We start from the raw sequence: 21,203 nt of genomic DNA, 5'->3' as shown, positions 1-21,203 counted from the left end.
CGATAAAATTCATGGCCCCTCTGCACCGAGAGACGACGCGTCGGATTTTTCTGGGCGGCGTGCCCATCGGCGGCGGCGCGCCGGTGGCCGTCCAGTCCATGACCAACACCCCGACCCACGACGCGGAAAAGACCCTGGCGCAGATCGAAAAGCTGGTCGCGGCGGGGTGCGAGATAGTGCGGGTGGCGGTCCCGGACCGCCGGGCGGTCAAGACGCTCCCGGAGCTGGTGAAAAAAACTACCATCCCCCTCGTGGCGGACATCCACTTCTCGGAGCAGCTCGCCCTGGCCTCGGTGGAGGCCGGCGTCGCGGGCCTGCGGCTGAACCCGGGGAACCTGCGCGACCCCGGGGCCGTCCGCCGGGTGGCTCGGGCGGCGGTCGAGGCGGGGATTCCCATCCGGGTCGGAGTCAACGCCGGCTCCCTCGATCCCGACCTGCTGGCGAAATTCGGCGGCCCTGCGCCCGAAGCCCTGGTCGAAAGCGCCCTGAATGAAGTGCGGTTGCTGGAGGACGCCGGTCTGGAATCCATTAAAATCAGCGCCAAGGCGTCGTCGGTCACGGACACCCTCGCCGCCTACCGCCTCCTGGCGGAGAAGACGAGCTGGCCGCTCCACCTGGGGGTGACCGAGGCCGGCTGGCACGACGCCGGTGTAGTCAAGAGCGCCCTGGGCATAGGCACACTTTTACTGGAGGGCATCGGCGACACGCTGCGGGTGAGTCTGACCGGAGACCCGACGGCCGAGGTGCGGGTCGCCTGGGAGATACTCCGCGCCTGCGGTCTGCGCGAGCGGGGGGTGGAAATCATCGCCTGCCCCACCTGCGGCCGCTGCAACTACGACCTGGAGGGGCTCCTGCGGGAGGTGGAAAAACGGCTCTCCGACATCGTCACCCCCCTGAGGGTGGCGGTGATGGGCTGCGTGGTCAACGGTCCCGGGGAGGCCGCTCACGCCGACGTCGGCGTCGCCGGGGGCGCGGACTCGGGCGACATCTTCGTCCGGGGTGAAATAGTGGAGCGGGCCGTTCCCGCTAAGAAGCTGGCGGAGAGATTGGAACGGCTGGTCCGGGAGGTCGCCGCCGAGAGAGGCTGACCGAACGCGCGCGAATTGGCAAGGGAGAGCCGACGCTCTCCCCTTTTTTAGTGGATTGGAACTTACGACCTTTCCGGGAGCTCGTCGGCGGAACGGTCCGCCAGGTTGGCCGCGTATAAAAGCGGCATGGGGCAGGCGTCGCAGACGGGGTATTCGGCGAAATTCAGGCGCCGGTGGGCCCGGCGGAGAGTTCTCCAGCGGGGGGAGCGCCAGAGGTCCCGGAGCGGTGTCGCGGCGGCGTCCCCCATCCCCAGCTCACCGTTCAGGTCCAGGCAGCAGGTGGTCACCGTGCCGTCGGCCAGAATCACCATCTTGCTCCAGGTGTCCGGGCAGGGACGCCGCTCCAGCGTTTTGTATTCGTAGGTCTTGAGCCCCTCGATGCCCGCGTACTCGGTGACGCGGGTGAATTTGAGCCGATCCACCTTCCCCTCCCAGAAGGCCCGGAAGGCGTCCACCTCGTGCTCGTTGATATTGGAGACGGCAAACTGCACCACCGTGGCCGGCCGCGGTCGGCGCTCCGCCGCCAGCTCGAGGAAACGGAGGATGTTGGCCCGCACCCGCTCCAAATCGCCCCCCCGGCGGACTTCCGCAAAGACTTCCGGCGTGACGCCGTCCACGGAGAAGATGACGGTTTTCAGCCCCGCGTCGAGGAGCTTCCGACCGCGCTCCTCGGTCAGAGCCATCGCGTTCGTGTTGAGGACGGGGGCCACGCCGTGCTCCGCGGCGTAAGCCACCATCTCGTCCAGACGCGGGTGGCAAAGCGGATCGCCGAAGAGGAACAGGCTGACGGATGGAACCCCCATTCCCGCAAGCTGGCGCACTACGCTCCGAAAAAGGTCGTCGTCCATCAGGGTCAACCGGCGGGTAAGCCGGTCCCGGGGGCACATCACGCAGTCGAGATTGCAGGTGTTGTTTATCTCGACGTGGACGTTGATGGGGCGGGGGTACGCGCCGGTCAGCTTCAGCGACAGGAAGTCGCGTAGGCCGGCGAAGCGGGTGTAGAGGGAGGAGTTTATGTGTTTTGGCATCGGAGGGGGGTGAGGTGGTCAATGTCGGTCTGCATACGGCGAGGTTGGTGCTATTAAAATTGGACTTGGCCCCGCTCGCGGCGATTGTGTGGGAATAAACTGAACCTCTCCCCGCGGAACAGGGTCCAGCATCATGCGTTTAAATAAACTTGGCGATTAGAAAAAGGCCCCGCTCGCGGCGATTGCTCACGAATGACTCAAACCGTTCCCCGCGGAACAGGGTCCAGCATCATGCTGGTGCGAGAGGCGGGACTTGAACCCGCACGGCCGGAGCCACTGGAACCTAAATCCAGCGCGTATGCCAGTTCCGCCACTCTCGCTCACCGGACGGCGGGGGTATGATCCCCCGCCGGGTTAACGCGCATTTACAAACCCGCGCCCCGCCGCTTCGGAGGAACGGCTCACTCGCTGGCCCACTCGTCGAGGAAGCGTGCGATGAGCTCGCGCTCGTCCATCTCGATCTGCTTCTGCTCCTCGACGCTGACCCTCTTGAGGGAGTTGCTCTTGATATCGGCGATGACCGACCGGTGCTGGTTCGTCAGGAGCTCTTTGAACTGGGTCAGGGCCTCGTCGGAATCCACGGCACCGAGCCACTCGGTTTTACGGCGATAGACGATGCCTCCGGCCACGAAGACCAGAGTGACGATGTAGGGGGAATCAACTTCGCCGCGGGTCTCCGACTGGACGTGATACACCTCGTCGTCAATCTCGACGTTGTCGTTGTGGCCCGGCAGGAGCAAGGGGCCCTCCATGTTAATCACCATCCCATCTCGATTATACCCGATACGGCTTTATTAGACTAGGAAAATGGGGTCGGGTTCAGGCGAGGGGATCGAAGGGCTCCTCGTCGGAGGCGGGAAGCCCGACGGTCCACAGCCCCCGTGCGACCAGCTCCCGTGCGAGAAGGGAGATCAGGTCGTCGCAGCCGACGCCGCTGACGGCCGACAGGGGGAGGACCGGCAACCCCGTCGCCTCCCGCATCCGATGCACGTGGACGGTCGCACCGGGCAGGTCAATTTTATTGCCGATGACCAGGGCGACCTTGGCCGCCAGCTCCGGGCTGTGCGCGTTCAACTCGCCGAGCACGACGGCGAAATCCTCGACGGGGTCTCGTCCTTCTGTGCCCGCGGCGTCCACCACCACGGCCACCAGGCGTGTCCGCTCGATGTGGCGGAGGAAATCGTGCCCCAGGCCGACCCCCCTGCTGGCGCCGGCAATGAGGCCCGGGATGTCGGCCAAGACGAAGGCCCTCTCCCGGTCCAGCTCGACCACGCCGAGGTGGGGCTCCAGGGTGGTGAAGGGGTAGGCGGCGATCTCGGGCCGGGCGTTGGTGAGCCGCGCGAGGATGGAGGACTTGCCGGCGTTGGGCATCCCGGCCAGCCCCACGTCGGCGATGAGCTTCAGCTCCAGTTGCAGCTCGAAGCCTTCCCCCGCCCCGCCGGGAGTGGCAATGCGCGGGGCCTGTCTTGTCGCCGTGGCGAAGTGGACGTTGCCCTTGCCGCCGCGTCCGCCCCGGGCGATGAGGACCCGCTTGCCGTCCTCGTCGAGATCGGCCGCGAGGACGTTCTCCGGCAAACGGTAAGCCTGGGTTCCCACGGGGCATAAGACAACGAGATTCTCCCCCGAGGCGCCCGTCTTCCGCTGTTTGGCGCCGGGCTTGCCGTCGGGGGCGAGGTACCTCGGACGGTAGCGGAAGCAGACGAGGGTGTTGAGCCCGTAGGTGCCCGCGATGTAGACCGACCCGCCGCGTCCACCGTCCCCGCCGTCGGGGCCGCCCCGGGGGACGTACTTCTCCCGGCGGAAGCTGACGACGCCGTCGCCGCCGGAACCACTGCAGACGTAAATTTTAGCCCGGTCTGTGAACATGTTAAAAAACCCCGTCCGGGGTTTTAAGGGAGCGTCTCGTTCTTCTCAAATTTGCATCCCGTCGCCACCGCACACCGGCACAGAGACGAGGTCACCTAACCGTCACGGAGATGTAGCGGCGGTCGCGGCGGCGGTAGTAATCCACCACGCCGTCGAAGAGGGCGAACACGGTGTTGTCCCTCCCCAGACCGGCGCCGGGGCCGGGGAAGAACTCCGTCCCCCGCTGTCGGACGAGGATGGACCCGCCGGTGACGAACTGCCCCGCGAAGCGCTTGCATCCGAGGCGCTTGGACTCGGAATCGCGTCCGTTTCTGGAAGAGCCGCCCGCTTTCTTGTGAGCCATTCTTTTCCCCCCGTCGGGTACAGCGGCATTTTTCGCGGCGTAGTTTAACCGGACGCCGGGCGGATGTCAAGAGGGAAGGTTCAGGCGCCGTCGTCTCGACAGCCGCGGCACCGGCTGCTATACTTTTTCCGCCATCGAAACGGACCGGGTACGATGAACGTCGGCCTCTGCGGGCTGCCCCAGTCGGGCAAGACCACCCTCTTCAACCTCCTGACCGGATCGCACCACGACTCGCACCCCGGGAAAGTGGAGGTCAACGTGGAGGTGACGCCGGTGGCTGACGAGCGTTTGGAATGGCTCTGGTCCCTGGAGGGGAAGGGGAAGCTTACCCGGGCGCAGGTGACCTACCTCGATGTGGCCGGTCTGGCCCGGGGTCAGGGCGGGGGATCGGTGGCGGCGCGTTTCATCAGCGAGCTTCGCCGTGCCGACGCCCTTCTCGTCGTTCTGCGCGCCTTCGATGACCCCAACGTTCCCCACCCCGAGGGCTCCGTGAACCCGGCCCGGGATTTCGAGGTCTTCGTGCTGGAACTGGGCGTGGCCGACCTCGGCGCGGTTCAAACCCGGATGGAGAACGTGGACAGGGGGGTGAACCGGAGCGACAAGCGGGCGTTGGAGTTGGCGAGCGTCGAGCGGGAGGCTCTCGGGCGGCTGGCGCGGACGCTCGAGGGGGGCGGTCCCGCATCCGCCGTGGACCTCACCCCCGCCGAGGAGGAGCTGGTCCGCGGCCTGGGCCTGTTGACGCTGAAGCCGACCATCACGCTCCTGAATGCGGACGCCGACGGGCGCGACCTGTCGAAAGATTTCGATCAAATGACCGCCGAGCCGCTCGTCATCCACGGGAAGCTGGAGGGCGAGCTGGCCGGCCTGGAGCCTGAAGAAGCCGGACTGATGAGGAGGGAGTTCGACCTGCCCGAAGACGGCGTCCAGCGAGTGATCAGGGCCTGTTACGACACCTTGGGCCTGTCGAGCTTCTTCACCTCCGGCGAGAAAGAGACCCGGGCCTGGACTCTCCCGCGCGGCGCATCCGCCCTCGAGGCGGCGGCCTGCATACACTCCGACATCGCCCACGGCTTCATCCGCGCCGAGGTGGCCCACTTCGAAGACCTGCGCGAGCACGGCTCTATCGCCGAGCTCAAAAAGAGAGGCCTCTACCGCATCGAGGGCAAAGACTACCCGGTCCAGGACGGCGACGTCATCCTCTTCCGTTTTTCCGTATAAAGGAGACAAGGGGTTTAAGCCCCTTGCCGGCACGAGATAGACGACGATAATCAACGACCCAGCGCAGGAGGCACCCTTGAGCAAAACCGTGGCACAGGTGCTCGCCCAGGCCATAGAGGCCGAGATAACCGGTTTCACCACCTATCTGGAGTTCGCCCGGCAGACCAGGGACGAGACCGGCAAGAACATGTTCATCACCCTGGCCCGGGAGGAGGTGGACCACTACGAGATTCTGCGGCGGCAGTTCAACGACGCCTTCGCCGGGAAGCCCATCGAGCCGATAGAAATCTCGCAGACGGAGATTGCGGAGCTCGTCCCGAAACTCGATTCGGTGGCGAAGAGGACCGCCGGGGCCGAGGGCGCCAACGAGCTCCACGCCATCAAGACGGCCATTAACCTGGAGCGGGAAGCCATAGACTATTACACCGAGTGGTCGCGCAAGGCCGACGATGCCACCGTCCGCGAGACCTTTAAAAACCTCGCCCAGATGGAGGAGGGTCACTTCGAGCTGCTCAGGTCACAGCTCGATTACATCAACAACACCGGCCACTGGTTCGGCATCAACCAGTGGACGATGGAGGACTGACCGTTCGCGGGTTTTTAAAAAGGCGGGCCGGGCCCGCCTTTCGTTAAAACTACGGCTTGAAGTGGATGATGAGCACCACCGCCGCGGCCCATAGTAAAACGTCCACCAAAAGCGAAACGTCCTTGGAGAGGATGGCCGAGGGGTTGCCGCCCAGCCGCCGCTGCTCCACGTCGTAGAGGTAGCGGAAGACGCCGTAGAGAACGAGGGGGACCGTGTAGACGAGCCCCTCGGTCCCGAACCGCTCCACGGTCGAGGGCCAGAGGGTGTAGAGGCTGTAGGCCACCACGGTGGCGGTCGTGACCACGGCGGACATCTGGTCCAACAGGCGCGTGGAGTACTCGCTCAGGGTCTTGCGGTGGCTCTCCGCGCCTTCGGCCAGGGACGTGAGCTCGGCCCGGCGCTTCTCCAGGGCCAGGAAGAGCGCCAAAAAGAGCGTCACCGCCAGGAACCAGGGGGAGGACTTCAGGCCCGGCGAAAAGTCCACCAGCGCCTCCACGCCGCCGATGGCCCGCAGTACGAAGCCGAAGGCGACGAGGAGGACGTCGAGGATGACCACCTTCTTGGCCCAGAAGCTATAAATCAGGTTCAGGCCGAGGTAAACGGCGCCGACGATGAGGAAGCCCTCCGTGACCGTCCAGGCCGCCAGGAGCCCCCCGGCGGCCAGAACGATGGACCAGGAGTAGGCCAGCGACCGGGGCACCAAGCCCGAGGCGACCGGGCGGTTTTTCTTGTGTGGGTGCGAGCGGTCGCGCTCGGCGTCCACGGCGTCGTTGAGGGCGTAAACCGCCCCCGAAAGGAGGCAGAAGATGCCGAAGGCCTCCAGGGACCGCAGAAGCGCCGCCGGGGAGGTGTAAAGCTGCGCGAACACGACGCCGGCGAAGACGACGACGTTCTTCAGCCACTGCCTGGGCCGCATCAGCCGGATCAAGCCGTAAAGTTTCCGCATGGGTTCCCTCGGAACCAGTATAAACCAGTCCGCGGACCGCCGCTACATGGACTCGGGGGCCGATATGCCCAACAGGCCGAGCCCGTGGGCCAGGATTTTCTGCAACGACCGGCATAAAGCGAGCCGCGCCAGCGCCGTCCCCCGTTCCTCCACCAGCACCTTGACCTTCTTGTAGTACGGGTGGAAGACGCCGGCCAGGTTGTGCAGATAGGCGGTCACGCGCTGGGGGGCGTAGCCCGCCGCGGCGCCCGCGACCACGCCGGGGTAGAAGATTATCTGCCGCAGGAGTTCCCGCTGACGCTCGCCCGCGTCGTCGTCGGTAAAGAGGGGCGTCAGGTCGGCTTCCGCCAGTGAGGCATCGCCAAGCTCATCCTCGCTAAAACCTTCCTCCCGGGCCACGGAGAAGATGCTCTCGATGCGCGCGTGGGCGTACTGGATGTAGTACGCCGGGTTCTCCGAGGACTGCTGGACGGCCAGGTCCAGGTCGAAGTCCAGGTGCGCCTCGGGCGAGCGCTCGAGGAACATGTACCGCGCCACGTCCACCCCGACCTCGTCCAGAAGCTCGTCCAGGGTGACGATGTTCCCCTTGCGCTTGCTCATGGAGACGATTTCGCCGCCGCGTTTGAGCGTCACCCAACCGGAGATTAAAACCTCCAGCCTGTCCGGCGGGATGCCGGCGGCCTGGAGGCCGGCCTTGGTGGGGAGGATGTGGCCGTGGTGGTCCGGTCCCCAGATGTCAATCATCAGGCGTCCCGACTCGTCCCCGCCGAGCCGTTCCCACTTGTCCAGGTGGTAGGCGATGTCGGTGAGGAGATAGGTCGGCTTGCCGTTGGAGCGGACGATGACGCGGTCCTTCTCGTCGCCGTAGTCGGTGGTCCTGAGCCAGACCGCGCCCTCGGACTCGTAGGCGATCCGTAGCTCTTTAAGTAGGTAAAGGGCATCCCGAATTGGGCCTGGAAGTCGCTCAATGTATAATTCATCGTTTAAAATATAATTTTCAAGTACGCTCCTATAGGATGGACGAACCGATGGGAAGTAGAGATAGTGCTCTTTATAAAACTGTTGGAACAAACAACCAAATCGTTTTAATGTAATTTGTTGCTTTTCCAGCTGAGCAACTACACTGTTATTTACTTCATCTATATATGCTTTTTCGTCAAAGATCATTTTTCGCGTAGTCGCCATGTATTCTTCTATAAAGCTCTTATAAACAGTGTCAGCTACATCAGAAGTAGTATCACCTGCATAGCCTCCCTCGTTACCCAAATCATAAACATTATTTGGTATCTCATATCCAGCCTTACGATACTTGTCCCTATTCTCCCGGAACACGCTCTTGCCGAACTCGACCACTTGGCTACCAGCATCGTTGACGAAATACTCTTCCGTGACCTGGTGGCCCACCGATACGAGGATTTTCGCCAACGCGCTGCCCAGGGCCGCGGCGCGGCCGTTCACCACCAGCAGCGGACCCGTCGGGTTGGCGCTCACGTACTCCAAGTTGATCTTTAGCGGCTTCTCGGCGGGCCAGAGGAAGGGCTTCTCTTCCGCGAGAATGGACTTCACCGGCTCGGCCTGCGCCCCGGCGGCGAGGTGGAAGTTCAAAAAACCCGGCCCGGCGACCTCGATCCGCTCCACCAAATCCCCAAAAACCTTCTCCAACTCTCCGGCCAATGCCTCGCCAATCTGCCGCGGGCTGCGCTTCAGCGGACCGGCGAGCTGCAACGCCAGGTTGCAGGCGAAGTGCCCGAATTTCGGCTCCGCCGAGGGCGAGAGGTCGAAGGCGGGCGGGCCGTCCGGGAGGTCGAAGAGCCCCTCGGCCGTTTTGCCGATTATCGCCGACAGGCTTTTCTTTAAATCTTCCAGAGGCATAAAATCATTTGTGGTACGGGTGTCCGGTGAGGATGGTGAAAGTGCGGTAGAGCCCTTCGATGACCACCAGGCGCGCCAGCTCGTGGGGCAGCGTCCACGGTCCGAGGGAAAGCATGAGGTCCACCTTCATCGGCTCCAGCCCCGCGGCTCCGCCGAGAATGACGTCCAGGCCCGGCTTAGTCCGCCTTGCCCCGTCGAGCCATTTCGCGAACTCCTCGCTGGAGAGCTGCCGCCCCCGCGGATCCACCTGAACGGAGGCGAATCCCCCCGCGCGCTTGGCGGCCAGGGCGACCGCGGCCCGCCGGCGGGCCCATTCCGCCCCCCCCTTCTCCCCCTCCTTCAGGGGAACTTCACGCACCTCCACCAGATGAAAATTGCAGAAGCGGTTCAGGCGCTCGATGTAGAATGCGAGCCCGTCGCGGACGAAATCGCGCCGCGTCGGGGAGACGGTGAGCAGCCGGACGGTGAACACTTAAAGTCCCAGCTCCAGCGCCGGCGCGTCGCCCCAGAGCCGCTCCAGGTCGTAATACCGCCGCACCGGGCGACGGAAGACGTGCACGACCACCTCGAAGTAGTCCAAGAGAACCCAGTTACAGGTCTCGAGCCCCTCGCGATGGAGCGGCTTGGCGCCCTTCGGGACGAGGTCGCGCTCGATTCGCTCGCACAGCGCCCGGACGTGGTTGTCGGTGACACCCGAAGCGATGACGAAATAGTCGCTCATCGCCCCGATACCCCTAAGGTCGAGGGCGACGACCTCCTCCGCTTTGCCCTCGTCGAGGCAGAGCGCGATGAGGCGGACCAGCTCCTCTCCCTCGGGCGGTGATTTCCGGGTGGTGCTCATTTTAAAGCCCGTTCCAGGGTCGCTATCTGGGCCAGGGCGTTCGGGTGGACCTCGAGCCCCTGAGCGGCGACGAAACCGGTGGTGCTCTTCAGACGCTTAACCAGGGCGGCGACGGGGTCGCGCCCGGCGGTTTCTCGAATCTCCTCCACGCCCTCGTGCGCGCGGCCCGGCTCGATTGCGTCGGCCAGCATCAGGGAGCACAGAAGCGGCGTCGGCGAGGGGTGGCCGATGGTGTGGTACCGGACGGCGAAGAGCACGCCCGCGTCGCGCAGTCCCCCATCGTAGGCGAACTGGGCCGCCAGGGCGGCGTGGGCGAGCTTCCAGGGGTAGCGCGCCTCAATCTCGTCCAGGGGGAAATCGGGTGTGGGGCCGGAGCCGTCGCGGTGTGAATCGTGCAGGATGCCGGCCAGATAGGCCCGCGAGGACAGCGGCACACCGGCGACCGGTTCCTCGTCCGGCAGGGAGAGCTCGCGGAACCTTCCCTCCATCCCCGGGGAAAGCCCGGCGGCGACCTGGGCGGTCCTCAGCACATGGCCGCCCCGGCGCTCGTCCAGGGCAGCCAGAGCGGCCTCGATGAGTCGGGTTTGATAATCCAATTCCGCGGCGAGTCCTTAACGCAGCAGCCGCGCCATGTCGGTGATTATTCCGCCGGTGGCGTCCCAGACCTTGGCCAGGTTGGCCTTTTCCGTCGCCACCACGGCCAGGGTCAGCTGGTTGGGCAGCCGGGAGAGGACGATGACGCCGGACTGGAATCGGGTGACGGATTGGACTACGGCCCCGTAGTTGAGCTCCTCGCCGATCTGCTTGAAGGAGAGGTAGCCGCTGGCGCAAATCGCCCCGATGGCCTCGACGTCGGCCTCCTCGGAGCCGGCGGAATCGAGCACGAGCCCGTCCTCCCCGACCACCACGGCGACCTTGACCTCTTTGACCACGAGCAGGCGTTTCAGGATTTCCACGACCTCATTCACTGCTCGACTCCTTTGTCCTCTTCCTCTACCTCTTCGTCTTTCCGTCCGGCCATGCCGGAGAGCCAGCTCGAGAAGGTCTTGAAAGCGGGTTTATCGGATTCTTCGGTGGGAATAATCGGAGCCGTGTCCTTCACCGGGGGTATCTCCGGGGGCACCTCGTCTTCGGGCATCACCTCGACGTGCTCCGGTTCCACGAGGGCCAGTTCCTCGGTGTCGGGCGGCGGAGGCACGGGCACATCAACATTGATTTCGGGCTCGTCGCCGGCGTGCCTCACCGGCTTCTCCCCTCCGGCTTTCGACGGGTCCGGGGGAACCACGTCCTTTTCAGCGACAGTTTCCCGGGGCTCATCATCCACGATGTCGAGGGGCACCACCGGGGGGATGAGGTCCAAATCTATCTCCGTGGGTTCGCCGTTCGAGCCGGAGTCAGCCGGTTCCACACCGGTCGCAGCCTTCCCGGTGATCGGCGGTGAATCAGCACCATCGCCGCTTCCCCGGGATTCCCCCACCGAGACCTCCGGTCCATCCACGGGCGGCTCCGTCACCGGCAGAGCCTCGCCGGATTCCCGGGATGAGGGGAGGGATCCAGCCCGCATCACGTTCTCGAAGTCGAGGGTGTCCGGAGGCCTCTCCTCGACCTCCTCGATCTCGCCGGAGAGAGGCTCGGTGGCCGGGATCTTCGTCGCGGTGGATTCAATGTCTATCTCGATGACCTCACCCTGGTTCTGCGAGAGGGCCTTGCCCTCCAGTTTCGCCAACTGCTGGGCCGCGGCGTCGTTGGACGGGTCGAGTTCGAGGATGCGGCGGTAGATGGTGGCCGCCTCGCCGTAGCGCCGCTGGTGCAACCTGACGTTGGCCATGGAGGAGAGCGCCACGAGGTTGTCCCGGTCCAACCGCAGGATGTCCTCAAAGGTGGTCTCAGCCTTGGGGTAGTTGCCCAGGTCCAGGTAGCACTTGCCTAAAACTATCTTGGCGGGGATGTAATCGGGACGCCGGCCCATCCCCCGCTTGAGCACCGCGAAGGACTCCTCGAAGAGGCCGCTCTTGCGGTAGGCGTCCGCCAGGGGCACGAAGGCTAGGGAATCGGGATCGCGCGCCAGGAGCTGTGTGTAGCGCTCGATCTCCGGTCCGAGCTGGAAACGTTTAGCCATTTGGGCGAACATCTCCCTGGAGCGTTTTTCACCGAACCCCACTGAAGTTTAGCCCGCTGACGTTTTTTAGTCAAGGGTAAGAATTGTAAGACGTTGCCCCACCGTGCTATACTGCCCTAAAAGCCTCTCAACCCAAACCGAGGACGCCGATATGAGGTACATGCTGCTCTTCTGCCTGCTGACGGCCTTGCTCGCCCCGAGCGCGGCCCGGGAGGAGGTCACCTACGACCCCGGCGACGGAGAGGAGACGACCACACCCACGACCCCCGACGCCGAGGGCAACTTCCACAAACCCGGGGCCATTTCCGCCGGGCTGATGCTGGGTTACATGACCTGGCCCGTGAACGGCTACGGCCACGACGGCGGCGGCTTTCTGGTCGGGGTTTCCGGGGCGTACTACTTCGCGGAAAACCTGGCGGCGAAGCTGGGCCTGGATTTCGGCCTCGGCGAGTACACCAACATGATCCACGTGGACCTGGGGGCCCAGTACAACATTCCGCTGAGCGAGATGTTCACCGCCTTTCTGGGGGCGGGCATCGCCCTGGACATGGGCTCCTGGAAGGCCTTCGATTACGCGGACCGCGGCGATGACGACCCCGAGGACAACGCCGACCCGGTCTACCACGACGGCGACAAGACCAACGTGGGCTTCAACATCAACGGGGGGATAGAGGTCTTCGTCATGGACTTCCTCGCCCTGCGGCCGACGACCTTCTTCGACTTCGCGGGCAGCGTCCACTGGGCCATCGGCCTGGGCGTTAACTACTACTTCTAGGGCGGAGGGCGATGCCCCGGCGCATTTTCGTCATCCTTTCCCTTCTTTCTTGCGGGGCGGCGGCGGTGCCCTTCGCCGGTATCCGCGGCGGCGTGGAGGGCTACACCTGGCCTTCCGGCGGTGGCTGGCGGACGGCTTTCGGGCTGGAAATCTTCCTCGACACTGACGGCGCCGCCCTCGAGTTCACCTACGGCGTAAACTTCGAGTTCAACACGGTGAACCGGATGACCCTGGGCATCATCCGGTACTACGAGATAGCCCGGCGGCAGGCGTTGCGCTTCGGCTTCGGCGCCGGGATGAGCTACCCCTTCACCTGGCAGTGGTTCAACTGGGACCTGCGTTTGGATCGCGCCTGGTGGGAGATGAACCTGGACGGCGGCTGGCGGTGGGAGATCGCCCACGGTCTGGCACTGTTGGCCGACGTGAAGCTCTCGGTGGGCGCCGGCCGTGAATGGAACCTTTTTGGCAATGGGCCGATCGAGACCGGCGTGGGCCTGACCGGCTGGCTGGGGCTGATCGTATACCCCTGAACAGGAACCGGGAATCGAAGACGACCTAGGTTGTATAGGTGCGGCTTTATTTCCCTCGGAAAATAAAAAAAGATTCGACGGTACTTACCGGTAGAGGAGAATATTCGTAAGCCCTCAACCCGGTTGCGCTGACGTAGGGGCGGGTGTCCACACCCGCCCGTTTTAACGAGGCAGCCCTCACCCCCGACCCTGTGCCTCGCAGACCTCCCACGTGGATAGGGGAGCGGGCCGACCTAAAGGTCGGCCCCTACAGAATCACGACAACACGAAAAAGGGCGGGAAATATCCCGCCCTCTTTTTTTTATACGGCCAGAACACCTAGTACATGCCCATGCCGCCGCCGCCCATACCGCCGCCTGGCATCGGCTTCTCCTCCTCGGGCTTGTCGGCCACCAGCGCCTCGGTGGTGAGCATGAGCCCGGCGATGGAGGCCGCGTTCTGCAGGGCGATGCGCGTGACCTTGGTCGGGTCCACGATGCCCAACTTGAACATGTCGCCGTACTCGTTGGTGTAGGCGTTGAAGCCCGCGGAGCCCTTCTTGGCCTTGACCGTCGCGACGACGACCGCCCCCTCTACGCCGGCGTTGTCGGCGATATGGTAGAGCGGCTTCTCCAGGGCCTTGCGGATGATTTCCACGCCGGTGGCCTCGTCGTCCTCGAGCTTGAGCCCGTCGAGCTTGGCCATGGCACGCAGGTAGGCGACACCTCCGCCGGGGACGATGCCCTCCTCGACGGCGGCCCGGGTGGCGTGCAGGGCGTCCTCGACGCGGGCCTTCTTCTCCTTCATCTCGGTCTCGGTGGCCGCGCCGACCTTGATAACCGCCACGCCGCCGGCCAGCTTGGCCAGCCGCTCCTGGAGTTTCTCTTTGTCGTAGTCCGAAGTTGTCTTCTCGATCTGGGCCTTGAGGGTGTTGATCCGCCCCTCGATATCGGACTGGGAACCGGCGCCCTCGACGAGGGTCGTGTCGTCCTTGTCCACGGTGATGCGCTTAGCCTTGCCCAGGTCGTTGAGGGTGGCGTTCTCGAGCTTGAGACCCAGCTCCTCGCTGATGACCTGGCCGCCGGTGAGGATGGCGATGTCCTTGAGCATTTCCTTGCGGCGGTCGCCGAAACCGGGAGCCTTTACGGCGCAGACCTTGAGCGTGCCGCGGATTTTATTGACGACCAGGGTGGCCAGAGCCTCACCCTCCACGTCCTCGGCGATGATCAGGAGCGGCCGGACGGACTGGGCCACCTTCTCCAGCAGCGGCAACAGGTCCTTCATCGAGCTGATTTTCTTCTCGTGGATGAGAACCACGGCATCCTCCAGCACCGCCTCCATGCGCTCCGGGTCGGTGACGAAGTACGCCGAGAGGTAACCGCGGTCGAACTGCATGCCCTCGACGAGGTCCAGGGTCGTCTCCATCCCCTTGGACTCCTCGACGGTGATGACGCCCTCCTTGCCCACCTTCTCCATGGCCTCGGAGATTTTCTGGCCGATCTCCGAGTCATTGTTGGCGGAGATGGTGCCGACCTGCTCGATTTCGCGGGAGTCGGACACTTCACGGGAAATATCCTTCAGGCCCTCGACGATCACGGCCACGGCCTTGTCAATCCCGCGTTTGAGGCTCATCGGGTTGGCCCCCGAGGTGACGTTGCGTATCCCCTCGCGGAAGATGGCCTCGGCGAGAACGGTGGCGGTGGTGGTCCCGTCGCCGGCCACGTCCGAGGTTTTCGAGGCGACCTCGCGGACCATCTGGGCGCCCATGTTCTGGAAGGGCTCCTCCAGCTCGATCTCCTTGGCCACGGTGACGCCGTCCTTGGTCACGGTGGGCGAGCCGAACTTCCGGTCCAGGACGACGTTACGCCCACGGGGACCGAGTGTGGCCTTGACCGCCCGGGCGAGCGTCGTCACGCCCTCGAGCATATCTTTGCGCGCTTCCTCGGAAAATTCCAGGATCTTAGCCATCGGGTGTCTCCTTAATATCTGCGACGGCACAGCCGTAAAACGAAACGTGTGTCTTTAGCTACTCGATGACGCCCAGGACGTCGTCCTCGCGCATGATGATGTACTCCTCGCCGTCAATCTTGACCTCGTTGCCGGAGTACTTGCCGAAGAGAATCTCCTGGCCCTTCTTCAGGCGCATGGGGAGGAGGTTGCCCTCCTCGGTGCGCTTGCCCTCGCCCAGCGAAACGACCTTCCCGCGCTGGGGTTTTTCCTTGGCCGTGTCGGGGATGATGATGCCGCCCGAGGTTTTCTCGGTCTCATCCACGAGACGCTTGACCAGAATCCGGTCTCCGAGAGGCTTGAACTTCATGTCTCCTCCGGGAAAGGCTGAGGTTGTTTAAAAAATGAACCGAAACACTGGAACAGGATAGTCCATTGGGTGGTAAAGCAAGCAGCGTGCCAAAGGAAATCGGCCGCCACGGGCCGTTTTACGACGCACCGTCCCCGATTTTAAAGCGCCACCTTGACACCGCCGCAGGGGAGAGTGCCTTTTTGGCCTAGCCGCGGTCCCTCTTCTTTATCCTCGTCTTGAAAATCCTCCGCGCCGGAGGGTCGGCATAAGCCTCGACGGCCAGGGCGGACTTCGGCAGGAGCCGCCACCAGGCAAGCCCCAACAGCACGAAGCCGACGACGACCGCCCACTGGTTCGTCGTCAGCCCCAGCCAGAAGGCCTGCTTGTCGGCCCGGAGAAAGTCCATCACGAAGCGGATAGTCCCGTAGCCGAAGCCGTACACGAGGAAGGTCGCCCCCTGACGCCTTTTTTTGCAAAATTTCTCGAAGAGTATTATCCCGATGAAGAGGAGGAGGTTCAGCCCCGACTCCAGGAGTTGGGTCGGGATGAGCGGGACATCCTTCAGCCCGCAGACCGAATCGGGGTGGGTGAAGGTGACGCCCCACCAGGCGTGGGTGGGCTTGCCGTAACAGCAACCGGCGGAGAAGCAGCCCTGGCGCCCCAGGGCCTGGGCCAGCGGCAAGGCCCCGGCCAGGGCGTCGGCAACTCCGAGGAAACCGATCCCCTCCTTCCGACGGGTGCATAGCCAGAGCGCCAGACCGCCCCCCAACAGCCCGCCGGTGATGCTGATGTTGCTCCGACCGAAGAGGAAACCCAGGGGATCGGCCCAGAAGTAGTCCAACCGGAGGAAGACCGTGAGCAGCTTGGCCCCGAAAAGACCGGCGGCGATGACGATCACCGACAGGATGAGGACATCGTCGAAGGGCAATCCCAACATGCGCCTGCCGCGCCGGGCGAAGACGAACAGGCCGACGAGAAGCGCCACCATGAACCAGACGCCGTACCACCGGATATCGAAGGTCTCACCGGTGAGCGGGTTCGGGATGTCGCGGAGAAAAACGGGGTACACGGAAACCTCGCGCGCGTTGGGAGCGGTTATCTTACCAGACGGCCCCCGGCTTGTGAAGCGGCACGGTTACCTCCGCCCGCTTGCCCGTCCCCGGCTAAACCTTTATAATGGCCTGAAACACGCCCGAAGAGGTTTGCATGCCGCCCCACACCATCACCCACCGGGTTCTCTACGCCGAGACGGACCAGATGGGCATCGTGTACAACGTCAACTACCTCGTGTGGTTCGAGGCGGCGCGCACCGAACTCCTCCGCGAGGCCGGCCTCCCCTACATCGAGATGGAGCGGCGGGGCTACTACCTCCCCGCGGTGGAAACGGGCGCCAGGTTCGTGAATAGCGCGAGGTACGACGACCTGGTCGAGGTCACCGCCGTGGTCGGCGAGCTCAGGCCGGTCAGCCTGCGCATTGACTACGAGATTCACCGCGACGGCGAGCTCCTGGTCACCGGCTTCACCCGGCACGCGGTGACGAACCGGGACGGTACGCCCCGTCGTCCGCCACCCTGGCTCACCGACGCCTTCAAACGGTGTCTTCCAATCTCGGAATCCCGTTGAGCGAGTTCCGCTACATCTACCTGGACAACTCGGCCACGAGCTGGCCCAAACCGCCCGCCGTCGCCCGTGCGATGACCCGCTTTCTCACCGAGGAGGGCGGTTCGGCGGGGCGCGGCTCACACACCCGGGCCATCCACGCCGCGGGGTCTGTCTTCGCGGCGCGGGAGGCGGTAGCCCGGCTCCTGGGCGTGACACAGCCGCAGCGCATCTGCCTGGGCCCCGGCGCCACCTGGGCCCTGAACCAGGCCCTCTACGGCCTCCTGAAACCGGGTGACCGAGTCCTCGCCTGCGTCACCAACCACAACGCCGTGCGCCGACCGCTCCTGGACCTGGCCCGCCGGGGGGTCATCGGGCTGGACTGGTTCGCCCCGGCCGATCACACCCGGCCCCACGATCCCGCTGCCGTGGACCGTCTGCTCGGTGAGAAGCAGCCGAGGATGCTCTGCCTGAACCACGTGTCCAACGTCCTGGGAACGGTCCAGCCGCTCGCCGAGCTTACGGCGGTCGCCCACGCGCACGGCGTCCTGGTCCTGGCCGACATCGCCCAGGCCTCCGGCGTCGTCCCCCTCGAATTGGAGAAATGGGGCGTGGACGCGGCCGCCTTCACCGGCCACAAGGGGATGCTCGGACCACAGGGCACCGGCGGCCTGTACGCGGCCGAGGGTGTCGAGCCGATTCCCCTCCTGCGCGGCGGCGGCGGGACGCCCATCACCGAGGACATGCCCGAGGAGTTGCCCGAGAGGCTCGAGTGCGGCACCTACAACGTCGTCGGCCTGGTGGGGCTCACCGCCGGCATCGAGTGGGTTCTGGACCGGGGCGTGGAGGAGTTGCACCGACAAAAGACCCGCCTGCTGAAAAAGCTCCTGGACATTCTGAAAAAAAACGGGGCCCGGCTGATCGGACCGCCCGACGTCGAAGGCAGGGTCCCCCTCGCCACGTTCACCATCCCGGGCCGGGACGCCAACCGACTGGCCGCCGACCTCGAGGAGCGCGGGGGGATTCAGGTCCGGACGGGCCTGCACTGCGCCCCGGGAGCACACGAGCTGGCGGGCACCCATGAGACCGGGGCCGTGCGGGTAAGCCTCGGGGCCTTCAACACCGAAGACGACCTGGACGTGCTGGACCGGACGCTGGGGGGGATACTCGCTTGACGGGTTTCGCCTACTACACCTTCGGCTCGAACACACGGACCATGATGGCCTACCGCTCGATCGTCAGGGAGGGGATCGAGGCGAAGCTCGTCCCCAACCCGCCGGGCGACCCCGACTGCAGCATGGCGGTCCGCATCCCGGCCGAGAAACAGGACCTCGCCGAGGACACCTGGACCGGGGCGGAAATCGGATGGAAGATCAAGGTGGTCGGCTAGGTATCCGTGCATTGAAAAGGCCGGGACCGCCGGCCTTTTTTAATCGAAGATGTTCAATCCGCGCCGGCCGCGCTCGAGCCGGCGACGTACCCCGAGGACCAGGCCCACTGGAGGTTGAAGCCCCCGCACTCCCCGCACACGTCGAGGACCTCACCCGCGAAGAAGAGGCCGGGGTGTATCCGGCTCTCAAGGGTCTTCGGCCCCACCTCCCGTGTGTCCACGCCGCCGAGCGTCGCCGCCGCCTCGTCCCACCCCAGGGTGCCGGTGCAGACCAAGGGGTACGCATTCAGGAGGCCGACCAGTCGCTCCCGCAGCTCCCCCCGCATCTCCCCGAGAGCCCCGCCGGGATCCATCCCCTGCCGGCGGAGCACCGCGGGAAAAACCTTCCGCGGCAGGACGCCCAGGAGAAGGTTTCCCAGCTCGCGTTTGGGGTGCGCTTCGGCGCGTGATTGCAGGAACGTGGACAGTTCTTCCGGCCCCATCTCGGGCAACAGGTCCAGTTCCAGGTCCATCGGACCGCTCTCGACAGCCAGACCGATTTCCACGGAGAGCCCCAGGGCCAGCGGACCTGAAACACCGTAGTGGGCGAACATCAGCTCCGCGGGACCCGCCTCCAACCCCAACCGGGGAGCCCGCAACGCCGCCGTCACTTTCACGCCCTGGAGGAAGTGGCCCAAATTCCCCGCGACGGTGAGCGGGACGATGGCCGGGGCCACCGGCGTAATCCAGTGCCCGAGCTTCCCGGCCAGAGTGAAACCGTCGCCGTCCGAGCCGGTCTTGGGCGCCGAGCGACCGCCCGTCGCCAGGACCACCGCCCGGGTGGACCAGCTCCGACCACCCGCCCCCGCGACTACCCAGGGCGGGCCGGGGGCCAGCCCGACGACCCGCGCGTTGGCGACCACCTCGCCGCCGGCCTCGCGGTAGGAGAGTTCCAGGGAATCGGCGACGTCGGCCGCCGAGAAGGACCGGGGGTAGTAGTGGCCGTCCCCCTCGTCCACACAGGGAACCCCCAATTTCGAAAAAAAGGCCAGGGTGTCGGCGACGGGGAACCGGCGCAGGGCGCCGTAGCAGAATCGCGGCTCGGCGCCGCGGTAATGCTCGATCCCGTCGGCCAGGGCGTTCGTCAGGTTGCAGCGGCCGTTCCCGGTGACGAGAATCTTTCGTCCCGGCCGGGGACCGCGCTCCAGGATTAAAACCCGCGCGCCGCTCCGGGCCGCGGACAATCCCGCCGTCAGACCCGCCGCGCCACCACCGACAACGACCACGTCGTAGGTCATCCCTTAATCACCGCCAGCGGTTCCAGGCGGACGACCCTGCGCGCCAGCCCCGCGCCCTCGCAGACCGCGGCCACCTCGTGAACGTCCTTGTACGCCAGGGGGTGCTCCTCGTAAAGCGTGTCCCGCCCCTCCCAGCGGACGGTGACGCCCCGCTCGCCCAGTTCCTCGACAATTTTCCGACCCCGGAGTGTCCGCACCGCCTCCTTGCGGCTCATCCGCCGACCGGCCCCGTGACCCGTCGAGCCGAAACTCTTCTCCAAAACGCCGGGTATGCCGAGGAGCAGGTAGCTGGCCGTGCCCATGTCGCCGGGTAGAATCACCGGCTGGCCCAGGGGGCGGAAACGCTCAGGCAGGTCGGGATGGCCGGCGGGAAAGGCCCGGGTCGCCCCCTTGCGGTGGACGAGTAGTTTCCGCTTCCGACCGTCCACGACGTGCTCCTCGAATTTCGCCACGTTGTGGGCCACGTCGTAGATCTGGCGGAGTCCATCCGGCCGGACGCCGAAAATCTTCTCGAAGACGCCGCGCACCTTATGGGCGATGAGCTGGCGGTTCGCCCAGGCGTAGTTGGCCGCCGCGGCCATCGCCGCCAGGTAGCGCCCGCCCTCGGGGGAACCGATCCGGGCGTAAACCAGCTCCCGGTTCGGCCAGTCCCCCCCGCCCGCCCGGAGCAGCTTCAGGTAATCGTCGCAGACCTGGTGCCCCAGGCCGCGGCTGCCGCAGTGGATCATCACCGTGACCCGGTCCACGGTCTCGACGCCCCACTCGGCGGCCACGTCGGGATCGTACACCTCGGCCACGCGCTGCACCTCGAGGAAGTGGTTCCCCGACCCCAGGGTGCCCAACTGGTTCCGCCCACGCTCCTTGGCCGTGGCGGAAACGGCCCGGGGATCGGCCCCCTCCACCGCGCCCTCCGACTCGCAGGCGGATAGGTCCTCCCCGAAGCCCCGCCCCAGGGCCACGGCCCACCCGGCGCCGTCTCGCATGACGCGGTCCAGCTCATCGTCGGAGAAGGACTCCCGGGTGTGCGAACCCACGCCGCAGGGAACTCCACTGAAGAGGGCGTCGGCCAGCCGGTCCACCCATTTCCGGACCTCATCCGCGGTCAGGGGTGTCGTCAGGGCCCGCACCCCGCAGTTGATGTCGTACCCCACGCCGCCGGGGCTGACTATTCCCTCCACGGCATCGAAGGCCGCCACGCCGCCGATCGGGAAGCCGTACCCGTGGTGGATGTCCGGCATCGCAAGCGCCTCGCCCACCCCGCCCGGCAGGCACGCCACCTCGGCTATCTGCCGCAGGGCGCCGTCGGCGTGCGCGCGCTCCAGCTCCTCCTCGCCGACGAAGATCCGCGCAGGACGGAGCATCCCGCGAAAATACCACGGCTCGATGCGCCACTCGAACTCACCCAACCGGACGATGTTTTTCGGCAACGACATTCACGGCCCCCTCG

Annotated in this window: 24 protein-coding genes and 1 tRNA gene; 8 read left to right on the top strand and 17 right to left on the bottom strand. The window is 65.3% G+C overall.

Going from position 1 to position 21,203, the window contains the following annotated elements; translation table 11 throughout:
* The first annotated feature begins 11 nt into the window (after positions 1–11).
* Positions 12–1,088, top strand: a complete 1,077-nt coding sequence (ispG, locus tag VM054_10730) for a flavodoxin-dependent (E)-4-hydroxy-3-methylbut-2-enyl-diphosphate synthase (protein ID HUT99532.1) — start codon at positions 12–14, stop codon at positions 1,086–1,088.
* A gap of 62 nt (positions 1,089–1,150) precedes the next feature.
* Here the strand turns inward: ispG and VM054_10725 are convergent, their stop codons facing one another.
* The 5 genes from VM054_10725 to rpmA all read right to left on the bottom strand — a co-directional run bounded on the left by VM054_10725 (position 1,151) and on the right by rpmA (position 4,325).
* Positions 1,151–2,116 carry a radical SAM protein gene (locus tag VM054_10725; GenBank protein ID HUT99531.1) on the bottom strand — a complete coding sequence of 322 codons (966 nt, stop codon included), beginning with the start codon at positions 2,114–2,116 and terminating at the stop codon, positions 1,151–1,153.
* Positions 2,117–2,351: 235 nt separating this feature from the next.
* Positions 2,352–2,436: transfer RNA gene (locus VM054_10720), tRNA-Leu, on the bottom strand.
* A gap of 81 nt (positions 2,437–2,517) precedes the next feature.
* Complete coding sequence (locus tag VM054_10715; protein ID HUT99530.1) at positions 2,518–2,868, bottom strand: hypothetical protein; 351 nt, start codon at positions 2,866–2,868, stop codon at positions 2,518–2,520.
* Positions 2,869–2,935: 67 nt separating this feature from the next.
* Positions 2,936–3,982: a GTPase ObgE gene (gene obgE / locus VM054_10710; GenBank protein HUT99529.1), complete on the bottom strand. Its 1,047-nt coding sequence runs from the start codon at positions 3,980–3,982 to the stop codon at positions 2,936–2,938.
* Positions 3,983–4,073: 91 nt separating this feature from the next.
* Positions 4,074–4,325 carry a 50S ribosomal protein L27 gene (rpmA, locus tag VM054_10705; GenBank protein ID HUT99528.1) on the bottom strand — a complete coding sequence of 84 codons (252 nt, stop codon included), beginning with the start codon at positions 4,323–4,325 and terminating at the stop codon, positions 4,074–4,076.
* A gap of 153 nt (positions 4,326–4,478) precedes the next feature.
* Here rpmA and VM054_10700 point away from each other — a divergent pair, with 153 nt between their 5' ends.
* Positions 4,479–5,543, top strand: a complete 1,065-nt coding sequence (locus VM054_10700; protein ID HUT99527.1) for a DUF933 domain-containing protein — start codon at positions 4,479–4,481, stop codon at positions 5,541–5,543.
* A gap of 76 nt (positions 5,544–5,619) precedes the next feature.
* Positions 5,620–6,129, top strand: coding sequence for a ferritin family protein (locus tag VM054_10695; GenBank protein ID HUT99526.1), 510 nt, complete (start codon positions 5,620–5,622; stop codon positions 6,127–6,129).
* 49 nt (positions 6,130–6,178) lie between these two features.
* On the opposite strand, the gene VM054_10690 is transcribed toward VM054_10695, so the two are convergent.
* From VM054_10690 to VM054_10660, 7 genes are read right to left on the bottom strand one after another with little or no spacing between them, the layout of a single operon-like run.
* Positions 6,179–7,075 (bottom strand): decaprenyl-phosphate phosphoribosyltransferase, encoded by an 897-nt coding sequence (locus VM054_10690; protein ID HUT99525.1) that lies wholly within the window; start codon positions 7,073–7,075, stop codon positions 6,179–6,181.
* A gap of 42 nt (positions 7,076–7,117) precedes the next feature.
* Positions 7,118–8,947: an arginine--tRNA ligase gene (locus tag VM054_10685; GenBank protein HUT99524.1), complete on the bottom strand. Its 1,830-nt coding sequence runs from the start codon at positions 8,945–8,947 to the stop codon at positions 7,118–7,120.
* A 4-nt stretch (positions 8,948–8,951) separates the two neighbouring features.
* Positions 8,952–9,419, bottom strand: a complete 468-nt coding sequence (locus VM054_10680) for a 23S rRNA (pseudouridine(1915)-N(3))-methyltransferase RlmH (GenBank protein HUT99523.1) — start codon at positions 9,417–9,419, stop codon at positions 8,952–8,954.
* Complete coding sequence (gene rsfS / locus VM054_10675; GenBank protein ID HUT99522.1) at positions 9,420–9,788, bottom strand: ribosome silencing factor; 369 nt, start codon at positions 9,786–9,788, stop codon at positions 9,420–9,422.
* The gene (locus VM054_10670; GenBank protein HUT99521.1) at positions 9,785–10,384 is read right to left on the bottom strand and encodes an HD domain-containing protein; all 600 of its coding nucleotides are present in this window, start codon (positions 10,382–10,384) and stop codon (positions 9,785–9,787) included. Before VM054_10670 ends, rsfS begins: the two co-directional genes overlap by 4 nt.
* 15 nt (positions 10,385–10,399) lie before the next feature.
* Positions 10,400–10,756, bottom strand: coding sequence for a roadblock/LC7 domain-containing protein (locus VM054_10665; protein ID HUT99520.1), 357 nt, complete (start codon positions 10,754–10,756; stop codon positions 10,400–10,402).
* Positions 10,753–11,907: a tetratricopeptide repeat protein gene (locus VM054_10660; protein ID HUT99519.1), complete on the bottom strand. Its 1,155-nt coding sequence runs from the start codon at positions 11,905–11,907 to the stop codon at positions 10,753–10,755. Before VM054_10660 ends, VM054_10665 begins: the two co-directional genes overlap by 4 nt.
* 151 nt (positions 11,908–12,058) lie before the next feature.
* On the opposite strand from VM054_10660, the gene VM054_10655 reads away from it, so the two are divergent.
* Positions 12,059–12,682 (top strand): hypothetical protein, encoded by a 624-nt coding sequence (locus VM054_10655; protein ID HUT99518.1) that lies wholly within the window; start codon positions 12,059–12,061, stop codon positions 12,680–12,682.
* Between the two features lie 11 nt (positions 12,683–12,693).
* Positions 12,694–13,212, top strand: coding sequence for a hypothetical protein (locus VM054_10650; protein HUT99517.1), 519 nt, complete (start codon positions 12,694–12,696; stop codon positions 13,210–13,212).
* A 318-nt stretch (positions 13,213–13,530) separates the two neighbouring features.
* Here the strand turns inward: VM054_10650 and groL are convergent, their stop codons facing one another.
* The 3 genes from groL to VM054_10635 form a co-directional block, all read right to left on the bottom strand.
* Positions 13,531–15,159 (bottom strand): chaperonin GroEL, encoded by a 1,629-nt coding sequence (groL, locus tag VM054_10645; protein ID HUT99516.1) that lies wholly within the window; start codon positions 15,157–15,159, stop codon positions 13,531–13,533.
* Positions 15,160–15,217: 58 nt separating this feature from the next.
* Positions 15,218–15,508: a co-chaperone GroES gene (groES, locus tag VM054_10640; GenBank protein HUT99515.1), complete on the bottom strand. Its 291-nt coding sequence runs from the start codon at positions 15,506–15,508 to the stop codon at positions 15,218–15,220.
* Between the two features lie 187 nt (positions 15,509–15,695).
* A complete protein-coding gene (locus tag VM054_10635) occupies positions 15,696–16,559 on the bottom strand; it encodes a prolipoprotein diacylglyceryl transferase family protein (protein ID HUT99514.1) in 864 nt (287 codons plus the stop codon).
* 137 nt (positions 16,560–16,696) lie between these two features.
* Here VM054_10635 and VM054_10630 point away from each other — a divergent pair, with 137 nt between their 5' ends.
* Genes VM054_10630 through VM054_10620 form a run of 3 tightly spaced genes read left to right on the top strand, consistent with a single transcriptional unit; the run spans position 16,697 to position 18,479 of the window.
* Positions 16,697–17,113, top strand: coding sequence for a thioesterase family protein (locus VM054_10630; protein HUT99513.1), 417 nt, complete (start codon positions 16,697–16,699; stop codon positions 17,111–17,113).
* Positions 17,110–18,264 carry an aminotransferase class V-fold PLP-dependent enzyme gene (locus VM054_10625; protein ID HUT99512.1) on the top strand — a complete coding sequence of 385 codons (1,155 nt, stop codon included), beginning with the start codon at positions 17,110–17,112 and terminating at the stop codon, positions 18,262–18,264. The genes VM054_10630 and VM054_10625 overlap by 4 nt, the downstream gene beginning before the upstream one ends.
* Positions 18,261–18,479: a DUF3343 domain-containing protein gene (locus tag VM054_10620; GenBank protein HUT99511.1), complete on the top strand. Its 219-nt coding sequence runs from the start codon at positions 18,261–18,263 to the stop codon at positions 18,477–18,479. The genes VM054_10625 and VM054_10620 overlap by 4 nt, the downstream gene beginning before the upstream one ends.
* Positions 18,480–18,532: 53 nt before the next feature.
* Here the strand turns inward: VM054_10620 and VM054_10615 are convergent, their stop codons facing one another.
* Both VM054_10615 and VM054_10610 read right to left on the bottom strand, forming a co-directional pair.
* A complete protein-coding gene (locus tag VM054_10615) occupies positions 18,533–19,756 on the bottom strand; it encodes an NAD(P)/FAD-dependent oxidoreductase (GenBank protein ID HUT99510.1) in 1,224 nt (407 codons plus the stop codon).
* A complete protein-coding gene (locus tag VM054_10610) occupies positions 19,753–21,189 on the bottom strand; it encodes an RtcB family protein (protein HUT99509.1) in 1,437 nt (478 codons plus the stop codon). The genes VM054_10615 and VM054_10610 overlap by 4 nt, the downstream gene beginning before the upstream one ends.
* Positions 21,190–21,203: the final 14 nt, after the last annotated feature.

The sequence above is a fragment of the bacterium genome (assembly GCA_035528375.1).
In the GTDB taxonomy this organism is placed as follows: Bacteria; RBG-13-66-14; RBG-13-66-14; order RBG-13-66-14; family RBG-13-66-14; genus RBG-13-66-14.
This window is presented reverse-complemented; position numbering and strand designations above follow the sequence as displayed.

What these genes read in the sequence shown, in the direction of transcription:
- VM054_10630 (HUT99513.1), top strand. Translation starts at nt 16,697, where the DNA reads ATGCCGCCCCACACCATCACCCACCGGGTTCTCTACGCCGAGACGGAC.
- VM054_10690 (HUT99525.1), bottom strand. Translation starts at nt 7,075, where the DNA reads ATGCGGAAACTTTACGGCTTGATCCGGCTGATGCGGCCCAGGCAGTGG.
- VM054_10650 (HUT99517.1), top strand. Translation starts at nt 12,694, where the DNA reads ATGCCCCGGCGCATTTTCGTCATCCTTTCCCTTCTTTCTTGCGGGGCG.
- VM054_10610 (HUT99509.1), bottom strand. Translation starts at nt 21,189, where the DNA reads ATGTCGTTGCCGAAAAACATCGTCCGGTTGGGTGAGTTCGAGTGGCGC.
- VM054_10725 (HUT99531.1), bottom strand. Translation starts at nt 2,116, where the DNA reads ATGCCAAAACACATAAACTCCTCCCTCTACACCCGCTTCGCCGGCCTA.
- VM054_10660 (HUT99519.1), bottom strand. Translation starts at nt 11,907, where the DNA reads ATGGCTAAACGTTTCCAGCTCGGACCGGAGATCGAGCGCTACACACAG.
- groL (HUT99516.1), bottom strand. Translation starts at nt 15,159, where the DNA reads ATGGCTAAGATCCTGGAATTTTCCGAGGAAGCGCGCAAAGATATGCTC.
- groES (HUT99515.1), bottom strand. Translation starts at nt 15,508, where the DNA reads ATGAAGTTCAAGCCTCTCGGAGACCGGATTCTGGTCAAGCGTCTCGTG.
- VM054_10655 (HUT99518.1), top strand. Translation starts at nt 12,059, where the DNA reads ATGAGGTACATGCTGCTCTTCTGCCTGCTGACGGCCTTGCTCGCCCCG.
- VM054_10685 (HUT99524.1), bottom strand. Translation starts at nt 8,947, where the DNA reads ATGCCTCTGGAAGATTTAAAGAAAAGCCTGTCGGCGATAATCGGCAAA.
- rpmA (HUT99528.1), bottom strand. Translation starts at nt 4,325, where the DNA reads ATGGCTCACAAGAAAGCGGGCGGCTCTTCCAGAAACGGACGCGATTCC.
- obgE (HUT99529.1), bottom strand. Translation starts at nt 3,982, where the DNA reads ATGTTCACAGACCGGGCTAAAATTTACGTCTGCAGTGGTTCCGGCGGC.
- VM054_10715 (HUT99530.1), bottom strand. Translation starts at nt 2,868, where the DNA reads ATGGAGGGCCCCTTGCTCCTGCCGGGCCACAACGACAACGTCGAGATT.
- rsfS (HUT99522.1), bottom strand. Translation starts at nt 9,788, where the DNA reads ATGAGCACCACCCGGAAATCACCGCCCGAGGGAGAGGAGCTGGTCCGC.
- ispG (HUT99532.1), top strand. Translation starts at nt 12, where the DNA reads ATGGCCCCTCTGCACCGAGAGACGACGCGTCGGATTTTTCTGGGCGGC.
- VM054_10615 (HUT99510.1), bottom strand. Translation starts at nt 19,756, where the DNA reads ATGACCTACGACGTGGTCGTTGTCGGTGGTGGCGCGGCGGGTCTGACG.
- VM054_10700 (HUT99527.1), top strand. Translation starts at nt 4,479, where the DNA reads ATGAACGTCGGCCTCTGCGGGCTGCCCCAGTCGGGCAAGACCACCCTC.